Source organism: Saccharothrix carnea (assembly GCF_003014735.1).
In the GTDB taxonomy this organism is placed as follows: Bacteria; Actinomycetota; Actinomycetes; order Mycobacteriales; family Pseudonocardiaceae; genus Actinosynnema; species Actinosynnema carneum.
Genome location: NZ_PYAX01000005.1, coordinates 375,307 through 393,827 on the forward strand (window position 1 = coordinate 375,307; position 18,521 = coordinate 393,827).

The window sequence follows — 18,521 nt, forward strand, 5'->3', positions numbered from 1 at the left end:
TGTCGTGTCGGGTGGTGCTGGTGTTATCGCTGTGGCCGACGTCCGCGCAGGCGGACACCGTCGTACTTGTCGATCGCGACCACCGCGGCCTTGCGGAGCAGCGGGACCACCCGCTGGGTCTTGGCCGGTGGTGCGGGCGGCGGCTGCGGTGCCCGGCGCTCCCGCCAGGTGGCGTGCGCCTCGGCGAGCCGGTCGCGGACCCAGGCCGCGGTGGTGTCGAACGTGCGTTCGGCGAGCAGGCGTTCACGGGCGGCCAGACCCCGTGCCACGGCGCGCTCCGGGTCGTCCGCCACCTCCCGCATCGCCGCCGCCGCCGCGTCCAGGTCCGGTTCGGCCCACCGGTAGTCCGGCGGGTAGGGCGGCGAGCCCGGTCCGACCTCGGTCATCCGGTACGGCACCGGCCAGGCGTGCTCCCGGACGACGAACTCGGCGGTGCCGGAGTAGTCCGTGGTGATCACGGGCAGGCCCAGCGCCATCGCCTCGGCCACGGTGAACCCGAAGCCCTCCGAGCGGTGCAGCGAGACGTAGCAGTGGCTGCCCGCGTACAGCTCGCGCAGCTCTTGCACCGTCAGGTACCGCTCCAGCACGGTGACCCGGTCGTCCTCGGCCGCCGCGGCACGCAGCCGTTCGCGGGCGGGCACGTGCTGGTCGCCGTTGATCGCCTTGATCACCAGCTCGACGTCGCGGCGGTCCGGGAACGCGCGCCGGAACGCCTCGATCGCGCCGAACGGGTTCTTCCGGGCCACCACGCTGTTGAAGTCCATGGCGAACAGGAAGCGGATCGGCCCCTCGGGGCGTTGCGGGGAGATCGCGGGCGCGGGGCGCACCGGCAGCGGGATCACCCGGACCGGCTTGTCGGTGTGCGCGGCGATCGACGCCCGGGCGAACTCGCTGATCGTCCAGACCTCGTCCACGCAGTCGAACTCGTGCATCGCGGCCGGGAACTCGTCCAGCTCCCACGACCACACGCCGATCCGGTACCGCTCGTGCGCCACCTCGGGGTGCTGCTCGACCACGGCGCGGACCAGGTCGGCGTTCACGCACAGCAGGCTGACCGGGAACTCGGGGCGGCCCACGTCGTCCGGCTGGTCGAGGTCGGTGCGGTTGGCCACGAACCGGTCCTCGACCACCGAGGCCACCGGTACCGCCGCCAGGTGCAGCGCCTCGTGCAGCACGCGGGCCAGCTCGCCGACGCCGAGCACGGCGGTCAGGTGGCCGACCAGGTTCACCCCGAAGCGGTCGCGCGGCGGCTGGGGTGACGTGTCCGGTCCGGGCACGGCCCAGTCCGGCAGCAGCCCCTCGGTGACCGCGGACGTGCGGCACCACTGGGCGAACCCGGGCGACCACGGCCGGCCGAACACCGCGCGCAGGTCGGGGCGGCCGTGCCAGATCGCGGTGGCGATCCGGCTCACCCCGTGCTCGGAGCGCTCGGTCAGCCAGTCGCGGAACGGCTTGCCGGTGAACGCGTGCGGCGGCACGGGCGCCGGCTTGCGCGGTGCCCGCGACGCCTGGACACCGGCCCGGTAGGCCTCGCGCAGCAGCGGGGTGAGCGGCGTGCCGTCCGGCAGCTCGTCCAGCCAGGACGGCAGGACGTCTTCGGCGGCCGGCCACCCCGCTTCGACGAGCCGTTCGGCGTAGTCGGCGGTCAGCTCGCGCAGCTCCGGCCGTTCGGACAGCAAGGTCGCCGGGCGGTGGGTGAACTCGGTGCTGAGCAGCCACGGCTGCTCCGGGTCGAAGCCGAGCAGGTCGACCAGCGTGAGCCGCGCGCCCGCCCGCTCGAAGGCGTTCCAGGTGCCGAAGCCGACACCGGGATCGGTCACGGTGGTGTGCGGGAAGTGGCTCACCGCCTGGTCGAACCACTCCTGGTCGCAGAAGGCGTCGCGGTCGAACCGGATCACCCGGTCACCCAGGACCGCGTCGATCCACAGCTCCGGCAGGTCCGGTTCGGTGACCACCAGGTAGCCGGGGTTGTGCACGCCTGAACCGATCAGCCTCGCCTCGTCCGACTCGGCGTCGCGGCCCGTCACCGGGTGCGCGAAGTGCGGCGCCACGGACAGCCCGGTCACCGCGGGCAGCGGTCCGAGCACCAGGCTGGTCGGGCTCAGGTACGTGACCGACGGCGCGTCGGCCAGCAGCGTGCGCAGCAACCACGGCTTCACCGCGGCGGCGAGCTGCGGCAGCGGGTGCCCGCCGGCCAGGGCCAGGAACTCGTCCTCGGTCAACCCGAACCGGTCCGGCCCCAGGTAGGTCACGCCGTTCCTGGTCTCGACACCGTGGGGACCGTCCAGCACGGCGACGGCGAACCGGTGGCCCGGGTGGTGCCGCAGGTAGGACTCGGCCAACACGGTCGCCGCGGCCAGCCCCCGTTCCGCGGTCACCGTGCAGGCGGTCGGGACGCTCATGCTCTCTGCCTCGCCTCCGAACGCGCTTCGCGGCGTTCAAGTCTGGCCTTCTCGCGTTTGCGGTACCAGTTCGCGGCCGGCAGCTCCACCAGCCGGTACAGCAGTTCTGCGGCGATCGCCACGCCGACCAGCGCCACCGCGACCGAGCCCCAGTAGCCGGTGACCGGGGTCAGCCAACCCAGCACCGGGAAGCCGACCGGGATGTGCACCAGGTAGATCGCGTAGGTGCGCTTCGCCACCGCCGCGACCCACGGCGAGCGCACCAGCCGCCCGTTCGCCTTGGTGGCGATCAGCAGCACCAGGGTCAGCACCAGCAGTTGGCGCGTGAACGCCTCGCCCGGCGGCCACCGCTCACTGGTCAGGTCGGCGCGCAGGAACATCAGGTAGTGCAGGACGCCGAACGCGAGCCCGGCGGGCGCGGACAGCCGACCCGACCGCACCAACGAGATGAGCTGGCCGATGAACAGCACCGGGAGGAACGTCGCGATCATGCGCACCGAGCTCCACGGCGGACCGCCTTCCGGCGGCGTCACCGACAGCAGCACCGACACGAACGCGACCGAGATCGCGGGCGGCAGCCACGGCCAGCGCTTGAGGAGCGGGATGGTCGCCGCGACGAACAGGTAGAACGCCATCTGGATGCACAGCGTCCAGGTGATCGCCAGGACCGAGGACGTGGCCGGCACGGTGAAGTTGACCAGCAGCAGGTTGAAGACGAGGTCGTCGGCGTCGGGCAGCCGGTTCGCGCTCAGCCACTTGTTGGACACCATGACCCAGGCGATGACGACCATCACCCACATCGCGGGCAGCAGCCGTGCCGCCCTGCGCCCGAGGAACTGCGGTGACGACTCGCGGAACGCCACGTGGGTCACGACCATGCCGCTGATCAGCAGGAACACGCACACGCCGACGAAGCTCAGCCGCTCGTTGAGGTGCAGCGGGTCGGTCAGCAGCCCGTCGACCACGTGCGCGGGCAGGAAGTCGTGCCCGTTGAGGCGCAGCCAGTTCGAGTAGTGGTTGTAGATGACCGCGAGCGCGGCCAGGATGCGCAGCAGGTCCAGGCCGTGCATGTACTTGTTGGCCTTGACGGCCGGGGCGGCCGTCCGCGGGCCGGCGTAGGTCACCACCGGCGGGCCGCCCATCCGAACGCGCCGGCGGCGCAGACCGTGGCGGCGACACCCGCGGGGACGCCGGCGACGGCCGCGACCGGGAAGCCGACCACGCCTTGCAGCAGCGCCAGCCACACCGCGTGGCGGGCGAGCCAGGTCACGACCCGGTGCCCGGCCACCTTCTCGGCCGTCTGGCCGGCGAACAGCACGGACGTCGTCAGCAGCAGCGCGGCGTACGCGGCGGTCAGCGGGTACCACCACTTCGCCAGCTCCGGCGTCGTCCGCTCGGCGAGCAGCAGCACGCCCCAAGCGGCGACCGCCAGGGCGGGCGCGAACCGGGTCCGCGGCGTGAGCGCCACCGCCTGACCGATCGCGACGACCGCGGAGAACGCCGCGACGGTGACCGCGCGCGCGTCCGGCACGAGCGCCACAGCGGTGGCCGCGAGCACGACGTGGGCGGCGGGCACCACCCAGCCGGCGCGCCGGGCGAGCGCGCCCGTGCCGATGGCGAGCAGTTCCAGCAGCACGATCCACGCCAGCGGCACGATCAGCGGCTTCTCCGCGATGAGCTGGCTGAGCAGGCTCAGGTTGCCGACCACGGCGAACGGCGAGGTGTGCGAGGCGGCCGGGGTGTTCCAGATCTCCGCGCCGAGGGTGACCGCGGCGGCGGCCAGCAGCACGGCGACGGCGGCGGGCAGGTAGGCGGACAGCAGCCGCCGGGCGACGGGCCGGTCGGTGACGCTGTCGTAGCCGGCCGCCGCCAGCAGCAGCATCGCGCCGAGCACGCCGAAGTCCTCGCCGATGCCGAGCGGGCGGTTGAGCAGGGCGCGGACCGGTGCGAGGTCGACGTTGAGCCCGACGAGGTAGCCGTACACCAGCAGCACCGCGCCGGCCGCGCGCAACAGCACGGGACCGGGTGATGCCCGGTGCGCGGACGGCTCGGTCGCGGTGGTGGCCTCCGGTGTGGCGAGGGCGGTCATCGTTCCTCCCCCGGCGACCTGGTCAGCTGCTGGTCCACCAGCGCGGTGACGGCGGGCGTGGCATCGGGGCCGTAGCCCTCGACCCGCAACACGTCCCGACCGTGCACGTAGTGGCCGTGGAAGACGGCCGAAGTGGCGTTGCGCGACTTGCGCAGCAGCAGGCCGCGGTGGTTCGTCGGCTCCAGCTCGTGCCCGCCCGCCTCGTAGTGCCGGTCCAGCGCCGCCAGCGCGTCCCACGGGTCCGCGGTGTCGCGCACGGTGAACCGCCACACACCCAAGGTGGTGCCGGTTTCGTTGCGGGTGACCGTGCCGGTGACCCGGACCACACCGGTGCGGGTGAGCAGGCTCACCTCGGCGTCGGTGAGCACACCGGACTTGAGGAACGAGCCGGGCTTGTCCCGCCGGCTGAACACCACCGGGTACGGCGGCGTGACCAGCGGGTCCGGCTCTGGCTCGACGTAGGGCAGGCGGGGTGTCGGATCGGGCGTGGACACCTGGTTCGCGGCGCTCGCCGGGTTCGAACCGTCACCCCAGACGACCCAGGCGGACGCGGCGACCGCGGTCAGCAGCACCAGCACAGCGAGGACGGACGCCGGCTTCACACTCACTCCCCCAAGGTCGTTGCCGGGTCATTGTCGCTGATCAACACGGGTACGTGGATAGCGTGCCGACGTCATGGCTCGGTTGCGGTCCGATGGTCGCACACGTCGACGTGCTCCCGTGACGAAACCGGGGCTTGCGACCTCCTGGCACGGATTTTCGCCGGCGAACCGGGTGGGGTCGGCACCTAGGATGTGAGAGCGCTCCCCCGCACGGCGCGGTGTGGGTGTTCCGTGACCCCGCCGTCCGCAGGAGCCCCAGCACCATGCCCCACGGTCCGCTAGACCACCGCTACCGCGGCGAGCACCCCGTCCGCACCCTCCTCTACCTCTTCCACGAGGACCGCGCGAAGCTCGCGCTCGGCGCGGGGGCGTTCTTCGTCAAGCACAGCCCCACCTGGTTGACGCCGGTCATCACCGCACACGTGATCGACGTCGTCGTGGAGCGCAAGCCTCCCCTCGGGATCTGGCTCGGCGCGGGACTGCTGCTGGTCATGCTGGTGCTCAACTACCCGTTCGCCGTCCTCTACACGCGCTGGTGGTACGGCAGCGCGCGCCGCATGGGGCTGCGGATGCGGTCCGCGCTCGGCAGGCGCATGCAGCAGCTGTCCATCGGCTACCACGCGCGGGTCAGCGCGGGGGTGCTGCAGACGAAGGTCATCCGGGACGTCGAGAGCATCGAGACGTCCACGCAGCAGGTCGGCGACCAGGGGTTGTCGGCGCTGGCGACGTTGAGCGGCGCGCTGGTCGTGATCGGGTTGAGCGCGCCCGCGTTCCTGCCGGTGTTCCTGCTCGTCGTGCCGGCGGCGGCGGTGCTGGTGATGTGGCTGCGCGGCAGGCTGCGCGCGTACAACGAGTCGTTCCGGCAGGAGGTCGAGCAGCTGTCGTCCCGGGTCGGCGAGATGACCACGCTGATCCCGATCACCCGCGCGCACGGCCTGGAGCGCACCGCCCTCAACCGGATGGACGGCACGCTGCGCCAGGTCTTCGCCGCCGGCATGAGGCTGGACGGCCTCAACGTCCGCTTCGGTGCGCTGGCGTGGATCCTGCTCAACGCCCTGGGCGTCGGCTGCCTGGCGGGCTCGGCGCTGGCCGCCTACCACGGCTGGCTGTCCGTCACGCCCGGCGACGTGGTCATGCTCAGCGCCTACTTCGCCTCGCTGACCGGCGCGGTGACCACGTTGATGAGCCTGACGCCGCTGATCAGCAAGGGGCTGGAGTCGGTGCGCTCGCTCGGCGAGGTGCTGGAAGCGCCGGACCTGGAGCACAACGCGGGCAAGGCGCAGGTCGACGTCGTGCACGGCGGCGTGCGGTTCGAGGGCGTCGGGTTCGCCTACCCCGACTCCGGGCGGAAGTCGGTCGACGACTTCAGCCTCGACGTGCGGCCGGGGGAGACGATCGCGCTGGTCGGCGCGTCCGGCGCGGGCAAGTCGACGGTGGTGAACCTGGTGATCGGGTTCCTGCGGCCGACCGAGGGGCGCATCCTGCTCGACGGTGTCGACATGGAGACCTTGGACCTGCGCAGCTACCGCCGGTTCGTCTCGGTGGTGCCGCAGGAGTCGATCCTGTTCGAGGGCACGATCCGGGACAACGTCACCTACGGCCTGGACGACGTGTCCGAGGACGTGGTGCGGCGGGCGCTGGCCGACGCCAACGCGCTGGAGTTCATCGACCGGCTGCCGACCGGGCTGGACACCGTGGTCGGCGAGCGCGGCGCGCGGCTGTCGGGCGGGCAGAAGCAGCGGCTGGCGATCGCCCGGGCGCTGATCCGCGACCCGCGCGTGCTGGTGCTGGACGAGGCGACTTCCGCGCTGGACACCAAGTCCGAGGCGTTGGTGCAGCAGGCGCTGGCCCGCCTGGTGCACGGCCGCACGGTGTTCGTGGTGGCGCACCGGCTGTCCACGATCCGCAACGCCGACCGCATCGTGGTGATGGACGACGGGCGGATCGCGGAGCTCGGCTCGCACGACGAACTGCTCCGGTCCGGTGGCCTCTACGCGCGGGCGCAGAGCGCGTAGCCGGGGTGGCGCGAAGGGGGCCGGCCTCAGCCCTTCTTGGTGAGCAGGGTGGGTCCGACGATGCGGCGCGCGATGCGGCGCAACCGGCTGCGCGGGGTGGCCGGCGGCGTCTGCTTGGCGGCGGGCGCCCGGGCAGGCTCCACCCCGGACTCGGCCGCTGCGGGACCGGGTGCGGCAGCTGCGGGCACTACCGAGGCGGGCGCGAAGGCGGATGGTGCGGGCGCGGAGTCGGCCGCCGGGGAGAACGCCGGAGGTGTGGCGGGGGAGCCGTTGGCGGTCCCGTTCGACGTGCCGTTGAGCACGCCGTTGATGGACCCGTTGGCAGTCCCGTTCGGCGTGCCGTTGGCGGACCCGTTCGTGGTGCCGTTGGCCGTGCCGTTCGACTTGCCGTCGGCGTAGCCGTTCAGCGTGCCGTTCGAGGCGCCGGTCACCGGCTCGAACTTCGTGGTGGCCGCCGCGACCGGCGAGAGGTTGGTCGCGGTCATCGGTTCGGCGGTGGGCCACGCGGGTTCCCGCGCGGCGGCGACGGGCTGCATGCGGATCGTGGGCGTGTCGTTGGTTCGCTGGGGCTGGGTGGGCACCTGGCTGGACGTCACGCCTCGATCTTGCCAAAACACGTTCGGTGATCCGGTGCCGGGCGATCAGCAGAAGATGAGCCCGCACGGTCTGCGGGTCGTCGTCGTGGTCCTGGTCGTCGTCGTGGTGGGCCGCCGGGTGGTCGTCGTAGTCGGCCGCGTGGTGGTGGTGGTCGTCACGTTCGACGTGGTGGTGACGGTGGAGGTGGTGGTCGTCGTCGTGCTCGTGCCGGACGTGGTCGTCGTGGTGGTGGTCGTGCTGGACGAACGGCTGTTCGACGAGGTCGTGGCGGTCGCGGTGATCGTCCGGTCCGGCTGCTCGCTGCGCTTGACGACCACGATCTCGCCGCCGCCGGTCGGCTCCAGGCCGCGCGGCGCCTTGGTGATGCTCCCGTGCGCCGCCAACAAGGCGGCCACGGCCGCGCCGAGCAAGGCGCCGAAGGCGAGCCGGCCGGAACCACCCAACGCCGTGAGCATCCTCAACGACTACCGGCCTCACCCGTCCGGGTCAAATCTTTCGGGACAACTGGTACCGGCCCGACACTTCGGGTATCGGACCGGTACCACGGGTGCTCCGGTCAGACGAGGTTCGCGGTCAGCGTGATCTCGGTGCCGGTCAGCGCCTTGCTCACCGGGCAGTTCTGCTTGGCGTTCTCGGCCGCCGCGGCGAAGCCCTCGGCGTCGAGCCCGGGCACGACCGCGGTGACGGTCAGGTGGATGCCGGTGATGCCGGTGCCGGGCTGGAACGTCACCTCGGCCGAGGTGTCGACCTGCTGCGGCGGGGTGCCCGCCTGCGCGAGGCCGTGCGACAGCGCCATCGAGTAGCAGGACGAGTGCGCCGCCGCGATCAGCTCCTCCGGGCTGGTCTTGCCGTTCGCCGCTTCCGCGCGGGACGGCCAGCTCACGTCGTACGTGCCGATGCCCGACGACTCCAGCGCGACGCTGCCCTTGCCCTCCAGCAGGTTGCCTTCCCAGTGCGTGGTCGCCTTGCGGGTGGTGGCCATGTCTGCAACTCCGTCTTCGACGAGGAAACCTTCGACGCCAACCTAATGGTGATCGCGAGCGCGTGCCGGAACCGCATGCGAAAGGCCCCCGGTGGGATACCGGGGGCCTTCGAAGAGCGGATGACGAGACTCGAACTCGCGACCCTCACCTTGGCAAGGTGATGCGCTACCAACTGCGCTACATCCGCCTGTTGGTGACCACTATAGACCACCCTCAAACCGCGTTTCGACCGGGGGGTCCCGACTGCGCCAACAGCCGGTCGACCTCGGTCAACCGCTCCTTCGGCCAGCGCCACTCCCACAGCGGTCTGACCCGGTCGACGACCTCGGCGGGCAGCCACGGCGCCACCTCGTCGCGCAGTTCCCACTCGTCGAACACGTGCTCGTAGAAGCTCACCACGGACGCGTCGGACAGGAACCGCTCGGGCTGCCGGAAGCACCAGTGCGCGAAGCCGTACACGCGGCCGAGCACCTCGCGGTCGCCGTCGCGGTGCGCCTCCAGCGCCAGTTGCCACAACTCGGACAGGAACACGTGGCAGGACCACGACTCGCGCTCGACAACGGCGCTCAGCTCGGGGAGGAGGGCGGAAGCCCTTGTGCGCCAATCGACCACGCGGCGGGAGCCTACTCGTCGCGAACGGGCCCGCAGCGCGATCGGCCACCACCCGACGCCGACCCGTGACCGGCCCGTCACCGACCGCAAGCGCCCTTGTTGCGGTGCACAGGTGCTGTGATTAGGCCGAACGGCCGACGCGGTCCGGCGGTGTTCGGTATCGGGTCGCTATCACTTCGGCTCGGAACCAGCCGACTGTGGCATCTTGGCCAATGGACCACAGGCGGGGCGGGAGGTGCCGGGCGGGATGGCCGGAGATGCCGATTTCGACCGGGAACTGCTCGCCAGGGTCAGGGCGGGTGACGATGCCGCGTTCGGCGAGCTGTTCACCCGGCACGCCGACGCCGTCCGCCGGTTCGCCCTCCGGCACGTGCGTGAACACGCCGAGGCCGACGACCTGACCGCGGAGGCGTTCTTCCGCGTGCTCCAGGCGATCCGCCGGGGCAACGGCCCGACCGACCACGTCCGCACCTACCTGCTGACCGTCGCGCGCCGGGTGGCGTGGGAGTGGAGCGGGCGGCGGCGTGACGTGCCGGTGGAGGACGAGGAGCTGAGCCAGCGGGTCGAGCCGTTCCCGGACGTCACCGCGAACCGGCCGGAGCACACGCTGATCTCCCGTGCGTTCACCAGCCTGCCCGAGCGGTGGCGCACGGTGCTGTGGCAGGTCGAGGTGGAGGGCGAGCGGCCGGCAGCGGTCGCGCCGAGCTTCGGCCTGAGCCCGAACGCGATGGCGGCGCTGGCCCGCCGTGCCCGCGAAGGGCTGCGGGCGGCCTACCTCCAGGCGCACCTGGCCGCGGACACCGGGCCGCGGGCGTGCAGCTCGGTGGTCGCGAAGCTGGGCACCTACACGGCGGGCGGCGCGCAGGGCGCCGAGCACAAGCGCATCCGCAAGCACCTGCAGACCTGCTCCTCCTGCAACGCGCTGCACGCCGAGCTGGTCGAGGTGTGCTCGACGTTGCGGGCGCACGCGGCGAGCATCGCCGTGCCGGTGGCCGCGACCGCGCTGCTGGGTCCCGCGGTGCTCGGCCCGGCGGTGCTGGGCAAGGCCGCGTGGCTCACCGGGCGGGTGAAGCTGGCGCTGGCGGCCACCGCGTCAGCCGCGGCCGTGGGGCTGTTCGGGGTGGTGGCGGGCACGTTCACCGGCGCGCCCGGTCCGGCGCTGGTCCAGTCCGGCCCGGACGGCGCGCCCGGCGAGAACGTGCTGGCGCTGTGCTCGACCGACGCGACCACGACCGTGACCGGCACGGCGACCAGCGAGACGTCCCCGACACCGGTCGACGCGCGGCACGTCGCGCACCAGGCGAAGACCACGCAGCCGGCCCGGTCGGCGCCGACGACGGTGTCCGCGTCCGTCCCGCCGCGGGTGGAGCCGACGACCACGACCCCGCCCGCCGTGGCGCGCGTCCTGGACGTGACCACGACGACGACGTCGGTCACCACGTCGGACACGGGCACGGCGCTCCTGGTCACGACGACCACGCCCGCTGTCACCACCACCGAGCCGCCCAAGACGGCCGCGACGTCGACCACGTCGTCCAAGCCCACCACCACGCCGACGACCGTGACGCCGCACCCGACACCGGGCCGCCTCCAACCGGCGTGACGGGCGGGTTTCACCCACGAGGTGCAAGACTTTGCCGGTAGCGTGGAAAGCGCTGAGTGATCGCTCGACGTCTTGAGGAGACGGTGATGACGCGGCTGGTGCGCGGAGCTGACGGCCGGATGTGGACGGTGCGCAGCCAGATCGAGTGGCGCAACCCGTCGACGGACGCCGACTTCGAGCACGACGTGAGCGGCGGCCACGGCCCGGGCGTGCTGATGCTCGCCATCGTCATCGGGATGGGCGTGATCCTGGTGGCGTGGACGCCGCCGGAGGTCGTCGTGCCCGCGTGGCTGATCGTGGCGCTGGTCCTGGTGTTCCTGTTCTTCCCGGTGCGCTGGGCGGTGCGGCGGCCGTGGCTGGTGGCGGCGGAGTCGAAGAAGACCGAGGAGCTGCCGCCGGAGCGGTGGGTCGGCTCGGTGCGCGGCTTCCTGACCGTGCGCAACGAGGTCGCCAACGTGGCCCGCAAGATCGAGATGTACTCGCTGCCCGACCTGGACGGCCCGCTGCAACCGGTCGACTGATCGCCGTTCACGGGTGACACTGGTCGGGTGCCGGAACTGCCCGAGGTCGAGGCGCTCGCCCACCACCTGCGCGAGCACGCCGTTGGACGGCGCGTGCACCGGGTGGACGTCGCGTCGTTGCAGGTGTTGAAGACGTTCACGCCGCCGTGGACCGATCTCCAGGGGCGCGAGGTGACCGGCGCGGGCCGGTTCGGCAAGCACCTGGACCTCGACTGCGACGGCGTGCACCTGGTGGTGCACCTGGCGCGGGCGGGGTGGCTGCGCTGGTCGGAGCACCTGTCGGCGGCACCGCCCAAGCCCGGTCGCGGCCCGTTGGCGCTGCGCGTGCACCTCGGCCCGCCGGGGGAGGGTCCCGGGTTCGACCTGACCGAGGCGGGCACGAAGAAGGGCCTGGCCGCGTGGGTCGTGCACGACCCGGCGGACGTGCCGGGCATCGCGCGGCTGGGGCCGGACGCGCTGTCGGTGACGCGCACCCAGCTGGAGGACCTGTTCGCCGGTCGCACCGAGCGGCTGAAGACGGCGCTGACCGACCAGGCGGTGCTGGCGGGCGTCGGCAACGCGTACTCCGACGAGATCATGCACACGGCGCGGCTGTCGCCGTACGCGACGGCGGGGAAGCTGCCGGAGGAGGCGTTGGACCGGCTGCACGAGGCGTTGACCAGCGTGCTGAACGACGCCGTGGCCCGTTCCGTGGGCCAGTCCGCGGCGACACTGAAGGGTGAGAAGCGGTCGGGGCTGAGGGTGCACGCGCGGACCGGTCTGCCGTGCCCGGTGTGCGGTGACACGGTGCGCGAGGTCTCGTTCGCGGACAAGGCTTTCCAGTACTGCCCGACGTGCCAGACGGGTGGCAAGCCGCTGGCCGACCGGCGGATGTCGCGGTTGCTCAAGTAGGTCACACGGACGAGTGGCTTGGTCCGTTCGCGGGCTGAGCGCGGCCGAGAGGGGGAACTTCTCCGGGTGTCGGAACGACTCACCTGGAGGAGCAATGAACCAGCGCCTCGCCGCCGCGCTGATCGGTACCACCATGGGACTGGCCACGTTCGCCGGTTCGACCATCGCCGTCTCGGCCGCCGCGCCGGAACCCGCGCCGCCGCAGTTGCAGCAGGACGAGGTCTCGAAGGTGATCTGCCAGGTCCTGGAGCAGCTGAAGCTCGTCGACCACCCGTCGCTGGCGGACCTGGTGGAGAAGCTGGGGTGCAAGAAGTCCGAGGACCCCACCGAGACCTCGACGTCGGCCCCCACCGGCCGGTGAGGGTGTTCTTGGCGAACGGCGTCGGCGCCGCGGTCGAGGGGCGCGGCCCGAGTGATCGGGTCGCCCCCACTCTCCGTGATCGTGAGGTGCGTTGATCACCCGATCGGGTAAGCGCTCTGCCACGGTTGCCCCCAATTCATCGGATGTGCACGTCTCGCATCACCGATCCCCTTGCCTATACCGCCCCCACGGCACAGCATGGACGCCGTGCGGGACCTCCTGACCGAGCGCGCTGTGCTCGGACTCATCGCGACCCTGGCCGTTCTCGGCCTCTTCGTGATGCTGTGCCGTGCCCGCCGCGTCAGCACTTCGGTCGAGGACGCGGTGATGGACATGCTGCACCGCATGTCGAAGGCGTCGGCCGACCTGCGCGAGGGCCTGACCGAGGACGCGGCGAACAAGGCGACACCGCACCTGCGGGAGATGCTGAGGTGCGTCGCGGTCGGCATCACCGACCACGAGGGCACGCTGCTGTCCTGGGACGGCGGCGCCAACGACCACTACGAGTTCCTCCGCGCCTACATCGAGCGCGCCATCGGCGAGGGCCACAAGGAGCACGTCGAGCACCGAAAGCTGGACTGCGAGCTGCCCGGGCCGTGCTCGCTGCACAGCGCCGTGATCGTGCCGCTGGTGGTGGAGGGCGACGTCGCCGGCACGCTGATCGTGGTCAGCGGGGTGGCGGGCAAGCGGCAGATCCGGATGGCCGAGGAGACCGCGCGGTTCGTCTCCACGCAGCTGGAGCTGGAAGTGCTGCAGAAGTCGCGGCAGGCGCTGGCGCAGGCCGAGGTCAGGGCGCTGCGGGCGCAGATCTCGCCGCACTTCGTCTACAACGCGCTGAACACGATCTCGTCGCTGATCCGCACCGACCCGTCGCACGCGCGGGAGCTGCTGCAGGAGTTCGCCGAGTTCACCCGCTACTCCTTCCGCACCGACGGCTTCTTCACCACGCTGGCCGACGAGCTGACCAACATCCACCGCTACCTGACCATCGAGCAGGCGCGGTACGGGTCGCGGCTGAACGTGCGGCTGAAGATCGCGCCCGAGGTGCTGCAGGTCGTGCTGCCGTTCCTGGTGCTGCAGCCGTTGGTGGAGAACGCCGTCCGGCACGGCCTGGCGAAGAAGCCCGGCGGCGGCGAGCTGACGATCATCGCCGAGGACAACGGCGCGGAGGCGCTGATCTCGGTCGAGGACGACGGCGTCGGCATGGACCCGGACCGCCTCTTCGACGACCTCAAGGACGCCCACCAGACCGGCGCGCACGTCGGCCTGGGCAACATCAACCACCGGATGCGCGCGGTGTTCGGCGACGACTACGCGCTGGTCGTGGAGACCGCGCCGGACGCCGGCATGAAGATCATCCTCAAGATCCCGAAGTACCGGCCCGGCGTGCAGACGAACCTGCCGCTGGTGCCGCCGCGGCTGGAGGACACCGCCGAGCAGCCCGCCGTGAACGCCTGATCAGCTCACGCGGCGGCGATCGCCAGGACCGTCACCATCATGACCGCGCACACGCTCCACGAGATCCACATCCAGTAGACGTGCATGGTGGTGGGACCGTCCGCATTCTTGCGGCCCCGGTCGTCCCACCACTCGACGTAGCGTTCGAGCCACCGGAACGGGTTGAACGTCACCGCTCGATGTTAGCCGTGTCACTCGACCCCCGTTGACACGTAAGGTCGAAGCCATGAGCGTGACGGACAAGATCGCGGCCCGGCTGCCGAAGATCGTCAGCGAGCGGACCGAGCGCGGACCCGTGGTGGCCGCCGTCCGCCTGCACGGCGTGATCACGCCGACGCCGACGCCGATGGCCCGCAACACCATCAGCATGCAGACCGTGGAGAGCGCGCTGACCCGCGCGTTCGAGCACGACCGGCTGGTCGCGGTCGCCCTGCTGATCAACTCGCCCGGCGGCGCGCCGACGCAGTCCGCGCTGATCTCCGAGCGCATCCGCGAGCTGGCCGCCAAGAAGAAGGTGCCCGTCCTGGCGTTCTGCGAGGACCTGGCGGCCTCCGGCGGCTACTGGCTGGCGTGCGCGGGCGACGAGGTCTACGCGCACGGCACGTCCCTGGTCGGCTCGATCGGCGTGGTCAGCGCGGGTTTCGGCCTCAACGGCCTGATCGAGCGCTACGGCGTCGAGCGGCGCGTGCACACGGCGGGCGAGAACAAGGTGCGGCTGGACCCGTTCAGCCCGGAGAAGCCCGAGGACGTGGAGTGGCTCAAGGGCTTGCAGGCGCAGCTGCACGACCAGTTCGCCGACTGGGTCAAGGAACGCCGCGGCGCGAAGCTGAAGGCGACCGACGACGAGTTGTTCAACGGCGAGGTGTGGACCGGCGCGAAGGCGGTCGAGCTGGGTCTGGTCGACGGCCTCGGCACGCTGCGCGGCGTCGTCGCCAAGCGCTACCCGGACGCCGAGATCGCGGTCGCGGAGCCCCGCCGCCCCCTGCTGGCCCGTCTCGGACTCGCCGGTGCGACCACCCGATCGGGCGACTTCCTGGTGGAGGGGTTGGCGGCGTTGGAAGAGCGGGCGCGCTGGTCGCGATTCGGGTTGTGACCCCACGCCCCGGTGGCCATCCGGCAACCGGCGTAGACAGCGACCCCACCGGGTCGGCAAGATGCGCGGCACAGTGAGTACCCAGGACAACACCGGCCTCCTCGTTCTGGCGGTGGACGACGAGGCACCCGGTCTGAGCGAGATCAAGTACCTGCTCGAGAGCAGCCCGCACATTCGACGCGTGCTCACGGCCTTCGACGCGGCCGAGGCGCTGCGCATCCTCCGGGGTGACTACGACGTCGAGGTGATGGACCGCACCCGGGCGGGGCTGCCGCCGGTCGACGCCGTGTTCGCCGACATCAACATGCCCGGGTTGAGCGGCACGGACCTCGCGCGCGTGCTCGGCGCGTTCCGCCAGCCGCCGGCGTTGGTGTTCGTCACGGGTGTCGAGCACTCGGAGGCCGTGGTGGCGTTCGAGGTCGGCGCGCTGGACTTCGTGACCAAGCCGATCAACTCCGACCGGGTCAACAAGGCGATCTCGCGGGTCGTCGACCGGGTCGCCGCGACACCGGCGGCCACCCCGGAGCCCGCCGCGGCGGAACCGCAGGACGACGAGGTGATCCCGGTCGAGCTGGGTGGCACCATCAAGCTCGTGCCGCGCGCGACCGTCCGCTACGTCGAGGCGCAGGGCGACTACGCTCGCCTGCACACCAACGACGGCGCGAGCCACCTGGTGCGCATCCCGTTGGCGCAGCTGGAAGAGCGCTGGGAGAACGCCGGGTTCGTCCGCATCCACCGGTCCTACCTGGTGGCGCTGCCGCTGGTGACCGAGCTGAGGATGACGTCGAACGGGTACGCGGTGGTGATCGGCTCCGGCGAGGGCGCCAAGGAGCTGCCGGTGAGCCGCCGGCACACGCGTGAGCTGAAGGAGAGGATCGTGCGGCCCCCCAAGAGCAGTTGGGGATGACCAAGCACTCCGGCCCCCCCGGGCAACCGGACCAGCCGCAGCCGGCCGAGCGCGACGCCTGGCTGTCGGTGTCGGCGCGCAAGAACCGCCGCCGGCGCGTCGTGCTGGCCGATCCGCGCGGGCGCGGGCGGGTGCTGCGCACGATCATCGAGCTGGAGGAGCAGACCAGCGTCGGCGAGAAGCTGATCCGCGACCTGATCCGCACCCAGCTGCGCACGGGACTGGCGCTGGGCGGCGGCACGTTGCTGCTGCTGGCGTCGCTGCCGCTGGTGTTCTACCTGCTGCCGTGGGTGGCGGAGGTCGAGCTCGTCGGCGTGCGGCTGCCGTGGCTGCTGCTGGGGCTGCTGCCGTTCCCGCTCTGCTACGGGGTCGGGTACGCGTACCGAAGACTCGCCGAGCGGCACGAGCACGACTTCGTGAGTTCGGTGGACCGGTGATCGACAACCCGTGGAGCCTGGTGCTCGTCGGCGTGATGGCGGTGCTGACGTTCTCGTTGGGCTACGTGGGTTCCCGCCGCGCGAACACGACGCCGGACTTCCTGGTGGCCCGCCGCGGCGTGCCGGCGACCCGCAACGCCGCCGCGATCTCCGGCGAGTACCTGTCCGCCGCGTCGTTCCTGGGTGTCGCGGGGCTGGTGCTCAAGGACGGCGTCGACGCACTGTGGTACCCGATCGGCTTCACCGCGGGGTACCTGGCGATGATGCTGTTCGTGGCCGCGCCGCTGCGGCGGTCCGGCGCCTACACGCTGCCGGACTTCGCCGAGGCCCGGCTCGGCCCGTCGAACCTGCGGAAGTTCTGCACGTTCTTCGTGATCTGCATCGGCGTGCTGTACCTGGTGCCGCAGCTGCAGTCGGCCGGGTTGACGCTGCACACGATCACCGGCCTGCCCGCGTGGCTCGGCGGCGCGGCGGTGACCGTGATCGTGGTGGTGAACGTGCTCGGCGGTGGGATGCGCGCGATCACGCTGGTGCAGGCGTTCCAGTACTGGGGCAAGCTGTTCGCGATCGCCGCGCCGACGTTCGTGCTGTTCACGTTGTTCCTGGCCGGGCCGGGCAACGGGGCGCAGCCGGTGGACGCCTCGGGTGTGCTGCGGTTCCCCGAGGACGTCGAGGTGACCACGGTCGACCCGGTGCGGGTGCGCGTCGACGTGGCGCTGCGGCTGTCCGCGACCGGCGTGGTGAACGGCGCGCCCGCGGACGGCCCGGTGTACTGGACGCCCGGCCTGCACGAGGTGGGCGCGGACACCAAGCTGCGGTTCCCCGCCGGTGCGCCGGTGCCGGTGGTCGAGGGTTCGCCGACGTCGAACCACGACTGGCTGCGCCCGCAGACCGAGGGGCTGTCGGGGCTGTTCGAGACGTACTCGCTGATCTTCGCGACGTTCCTGGGCACGATGGGGCTGCCGCACGTGCTGGTGCGGTTCTACACCAACCCGGACGGGCGGGCGGCGCGGCGCACGGCGTTGCACGTGCTGTACCTGCTGGGGTTGTTCTACGTCTTCCCGACCGTGCTGGGCGTCATCTCGCGCCAGTACCTGCCGCAGCTGCTGGTGACGGGGAAGACGGACGCGGCGGTGCTGCTGCTGCCGGCCACGATGCAGCCGAACCTGCTGGGGCAGGTGCTGGGCGCGGTGGTGGCGGCGGGCGCGTTCGCGGCGTTCCTGTCCACGTCGTCGGGCCTGCTGGTGTCGGTGGCCGGGGTGGTGTCCACGGACATCCTGCCGGGCAAGGTGCGCGACTTCCGGTGGGCGACGGTGCTGACGGGCGCGGTGGCGATCGGGTTGGCGATGCTGCTGCCGCGGGCGGACGCGTCGTTGACGGTGGCGATGTCGTTCGCGTTGGCGGCGTCCACGTTCTGCCCGTTGTTGTTGTTGGGCATCTGGTGGCGTGGGCTGACGTGGGTCGGCGCGATGGCCGGTCTCGTCGTCGGCGGCGGGCTGGTGATCGGCGCGCAGGTGATCACGGTGGTGAGCTCGTACACCGGGAAGTGGGCGCCGTCTGTGCTGTCGCAGCCGGCACTGGTGACCGTGCCGGTGGCGTTCCTGACCATGGTGATGATCAGCAGGCTGACCGCGCGCCGCAAGCCCGACGACGTGAACCAGATCCTGCTGCGGCTGCACGCGCCGGACCCGCTCGGCTTCATGCGCGACCGGGACGTGCAGCGGTTCGGCACGGCCGAGGAGAAGGCCGGTGCGGCGGACCGCGGCCGGGGCGACGGCGGACCCCCGCCCACCGGGAAGCTGTGAAGTGCGTCACAGCCGGGTTTGAGCTTCGAGGCGTGGGCTAGGCCTGGGTACGAGCTCGCGTCACGTGCTGTCCCCGCGATGACCTGCGCGGTACCCGTTCGGCCTCATGGCCTGTGGCTGAGAGTGCGCATAGGTCTCAATCAGG

Annotated in this window: 19 protein-coding genes and 1 tRNA gene; 11 read left to right on the top strand and 9 right to left on the bottom strand. The window is 71.7% G+C overall.

Going from position 1 to position 18,521, the window contains the following annotated elements; genetic code table 11:
- Positions 1-23 precede the first annotated feature (23 nt).
- From B0I31_RS16580 to B0I31_RS40650, 4 genes are read right to left on the bottom strand one after another with little or no spacing between them, the layout of a single operon-like run.
- Entirely contained in the window at positions 24-2,402 is a 2,379-nt protein-coding gene (locus B0I31_RS16580) for a glycosyltransferase family 4 protein (RefSeq protein ID WP_106616278.1), read from the bottom strand.
- Positions 2,399-3,544 (bottom strand): acyltransferase family protein, encoded by a 1,146-nt coding sequence (locus tag B0I31_RS16585; protein WP_106616279.1) that lies wholly within the window; start codon positions 3,542-3,544, stop codon positions 2,399-2,401. The genes B0I31_RS16580 and B0I31_RS16585 overlap by 4 nt, the downstream gene beginning before the upstream one ends.
- Positions 3,523-4,491 carry a hypothetical protein gene (locus B0I31_RS16590; protein WP_106616280.1) on the bottom strand — a complete coding sequence of 323 codons (969 nt, stop codon included), beginning with the start codon at positions 4,489-4,491 and terminating at the stop codon, positions 3,523-3,525. The genes B0I31_RS16585 and B0I31_RS16590 overlap by 22 nt, the downstream gene beginning before the upstream one ends.
- Complete coding sequence (locus B0I31_RS40650) at positions 4,488-5,093, bottom strand: hypothetical protein (protein ID WP_181320196.1); 606 nt, start codon at positions 5,091-5,093, stop codon at positions 4,488-4,490. Before B0I31_RS40650 ends, B0I31_RS16590 begins: the two co-directional genes overlap by 4 nt.
- A 263-nt stretch (positions 5,094-5,356) precedes the next feature.
- Between B0I31_RS40650 and B0I31_RS16600 the strand changes: the two genes are divergently transcribed.
- Entirely contained in the window at positions 5,357-7,108 is a 1,752-nt protein-coding gene (locus tag B0I31_RS16600; RefSeq protein WP_106616569.1) for an ABC transporter ATP-binding protein, read from the top strand.
- A gap of 26 nt (positions 7,109-7,134) precedes the next feature.
- Here B0I31_RS16600 and B0I31_RS40655 read toward each other — a convergent pair whose 3' ends face one another.
- Positions 7,135-7,704, bottom strand: a complete 570-nt coding sequence (locus B0I31_RS40655; RefSeq protein WP_181320197.1) for a hypothetical protein — start codon at positions 7,702-7,704, stop codon at positions 7,135-7,137.
- A gap of 34 nt (positions 7,705-7,738) precedes the next feature.
- Here B0I31_RS40655 and B0I31_RS40660 point away from each other — a divergent pair, with 34 nt between their 5' ends.
- Positions 7,739-8,287 (top strand): hypothetical protein, encoded by a 549-nt coding sequence (locus B0I31_RS40660; protein ID WP_181320198.1) that lies wholly within the window; start codon positions 7,739-7,741, stop codon positions 8,285-8,287.
- Here the strand turns inward: B0I31_RS40660 and B0I31_RS16615 are convergent.
- The 3 genes from B0I31_RS16615 to B0I31_RS16625 form a co-directional block, all read right to left on the bottom strand.
- The gene (locus tag B0I31_RS16615; protein ID WP_106616282.1) at positions 8,262-8,687 is read right to left on the bottom strand and encodes an OsmC family protein; all 426 of its coding nucleotides are present in this window, start codon (positions 8,685-8,687) and stop codon (positions 8,262-8,264) included. The genes B0I31_RS40660 and B0I31_RS16615 overlap by 26 nt on opposite strands.
- 115 nt (positions 8,688-8,802) lie before the next feature.
- Positions 8,803-8,875, bottom strand: a tRNA-Gly gene (locus B0I31_RS16620).
- Between the two features lie 26 nt (positions 8,876-8,901).
- Positions 8,902-9,300, bottom strand: a complete 399-nt coding sequence (locus B0I31_RS16625; RefSeq protein WP_073897661.1) for a DUF7674 family protein — start codon at positions 9,298-9,300, stop codon at positions 8,902-8,904.
- A 247-nt stretch (positions 9,301-9,547) separates the two neighbouring features.
- Here B0I31_RS16625 and B0I31_RS16630 point away from each other — a divergent pair, with 247 nt between their 5' ends.
- From B0I31_RS16630 to B0I31_RS16650, 5 genes are all read left to right on the top strand, one after another.
- Positions 9,548-10,903 (top strand): sigma-70 family RNA polymerase sigma factor, encoded by a 1,356-nt coding sequence (locus B0I31_RS16630; RefSeq protein WP_106616283.1) that lies wholly within the window; start codon positions 9,548-9,550, stop codon positions 10,901-10,903.
- 86 nt (positions 10,904-10,989) lie between these two features.
- Positions 10,990-11,424 carry a DUF983 domain-containing protein gene (locus tag B0I31_RS16635; RefSeq protein WP_106616284.1) on the top strand — a complete coding sequence of 145 codons (435 nt, stop codon included), beginning with the start codon at positions 10,990-10,992 and terminating at the stop codon, positions 11,422-11,424.
- A 27-nt stretch (positions 11,425-11,451) separates the two neighbouring features.
- Positions 11,452-12,315 (top strand): Fpg/Nei family DNA glycosylase, encoded by an 864-nt coding sequence (locus B0I31_RS16640; RefSeq protein ID WP_106616285.1) that lies wholly within the window; start codon positions 11,452-11,454, stop codon positions 12,313-12,315.
- A gap of 94 nt (positions 12,316-12,409) precedes the next feature.
- The gene (locus B0I31_RS16645; protein WP_106616286.1) at positions 12,410-12,676 is read left to right on the top strand and encodes a hypothetical protein; all 267 of its coding nucleotides are present in this window, start codon (positions 12,410-12,412) and stop codon (positions 12,674-12,676) included.
- Between the two features lie 198 nt (positions 12,677-12,874).
- A complete protein-coding gene (locus B0I31_RS16650; RefSeq protein ID WP_106616287.1) occupies positions 12,875-14,134 on the top strand; it encodes a histidine kinase in 1,260 nt (419 codons plus the stop codon).
- Between the two features lie 5 nt (positions 14,135-14,139).
- On the opposite strand, the gene B0I31_RS40665 is transcribed toward B0I31_RS16650, so the two are convergent.
- Positions 14,140-14,307 (bottom strand): hypothetical protein, encoded by a 168-nt coding sequence (locus tag B0I31_RS40665; protein ID WP_181320199.1) that lies wholly within the window; start codon positions 14,305-14,307, stop codon positions 14,140-14,142.
- A 53-nt stretch (positions 14,308-14,360) separates the two neighbouring features.
- Between B0I31_RS40665 and B0I31_RS16655 the strand changes: the two genes are divergently transcribed.
- From B0I31_RS16655 to B0I31_RS16670, 4 genes are all read left to right on the top strand, one after another.
- Entirely contained in the window at positions 14,361-15,227 is an 867-nt protein-coding gene (locus B0I31_RS16655; RefSeq protein WP_106616288.1) for a S49 family peptidase, read from the top strand.
- A 61-nt stretch (positions 15,228-15,288) separates the two neighbouring features.
- Positions 15,289-16,134: a LytR/AlgR family response regulator transcription factor gene (locus B0I31_RS16660; RefSeq protein WP_106616289.1), complete on the top strand. Its 846-nt coding sequence runs from the start codon at positions 15,289-15,291 to the stop codon at positions 16,132-16,134.
- Positions 16,131-16,571, top strand: a complete 441-nt coding sequence (locus B0I31_RS16665; RefSeq protein WP_106616290.1) for a hypothetical protein — start codon at positions 16,131-16,133, stop codon at positions 16,569-16,571. Before B0I31_RS16660 ends, B0I31_RS16665 begins: the two co-directional genes overlap by 4 nt.
- A gap of 35 nt (positions 16,572-16,606) precedes the next feature.
- Positions 16,607-18,376: a sodium/solute symporter gene (locus B0I31_RS16670; protein WP_425444369.1), complete on the top strand. Its 1,770-nt coding sequence runs from the start codon at positions 16,607-16,609 to the stop codon at positions 18,374-18,376.
- Positions 18,377-18,521 lie beyond the last annotated feature (145 nt).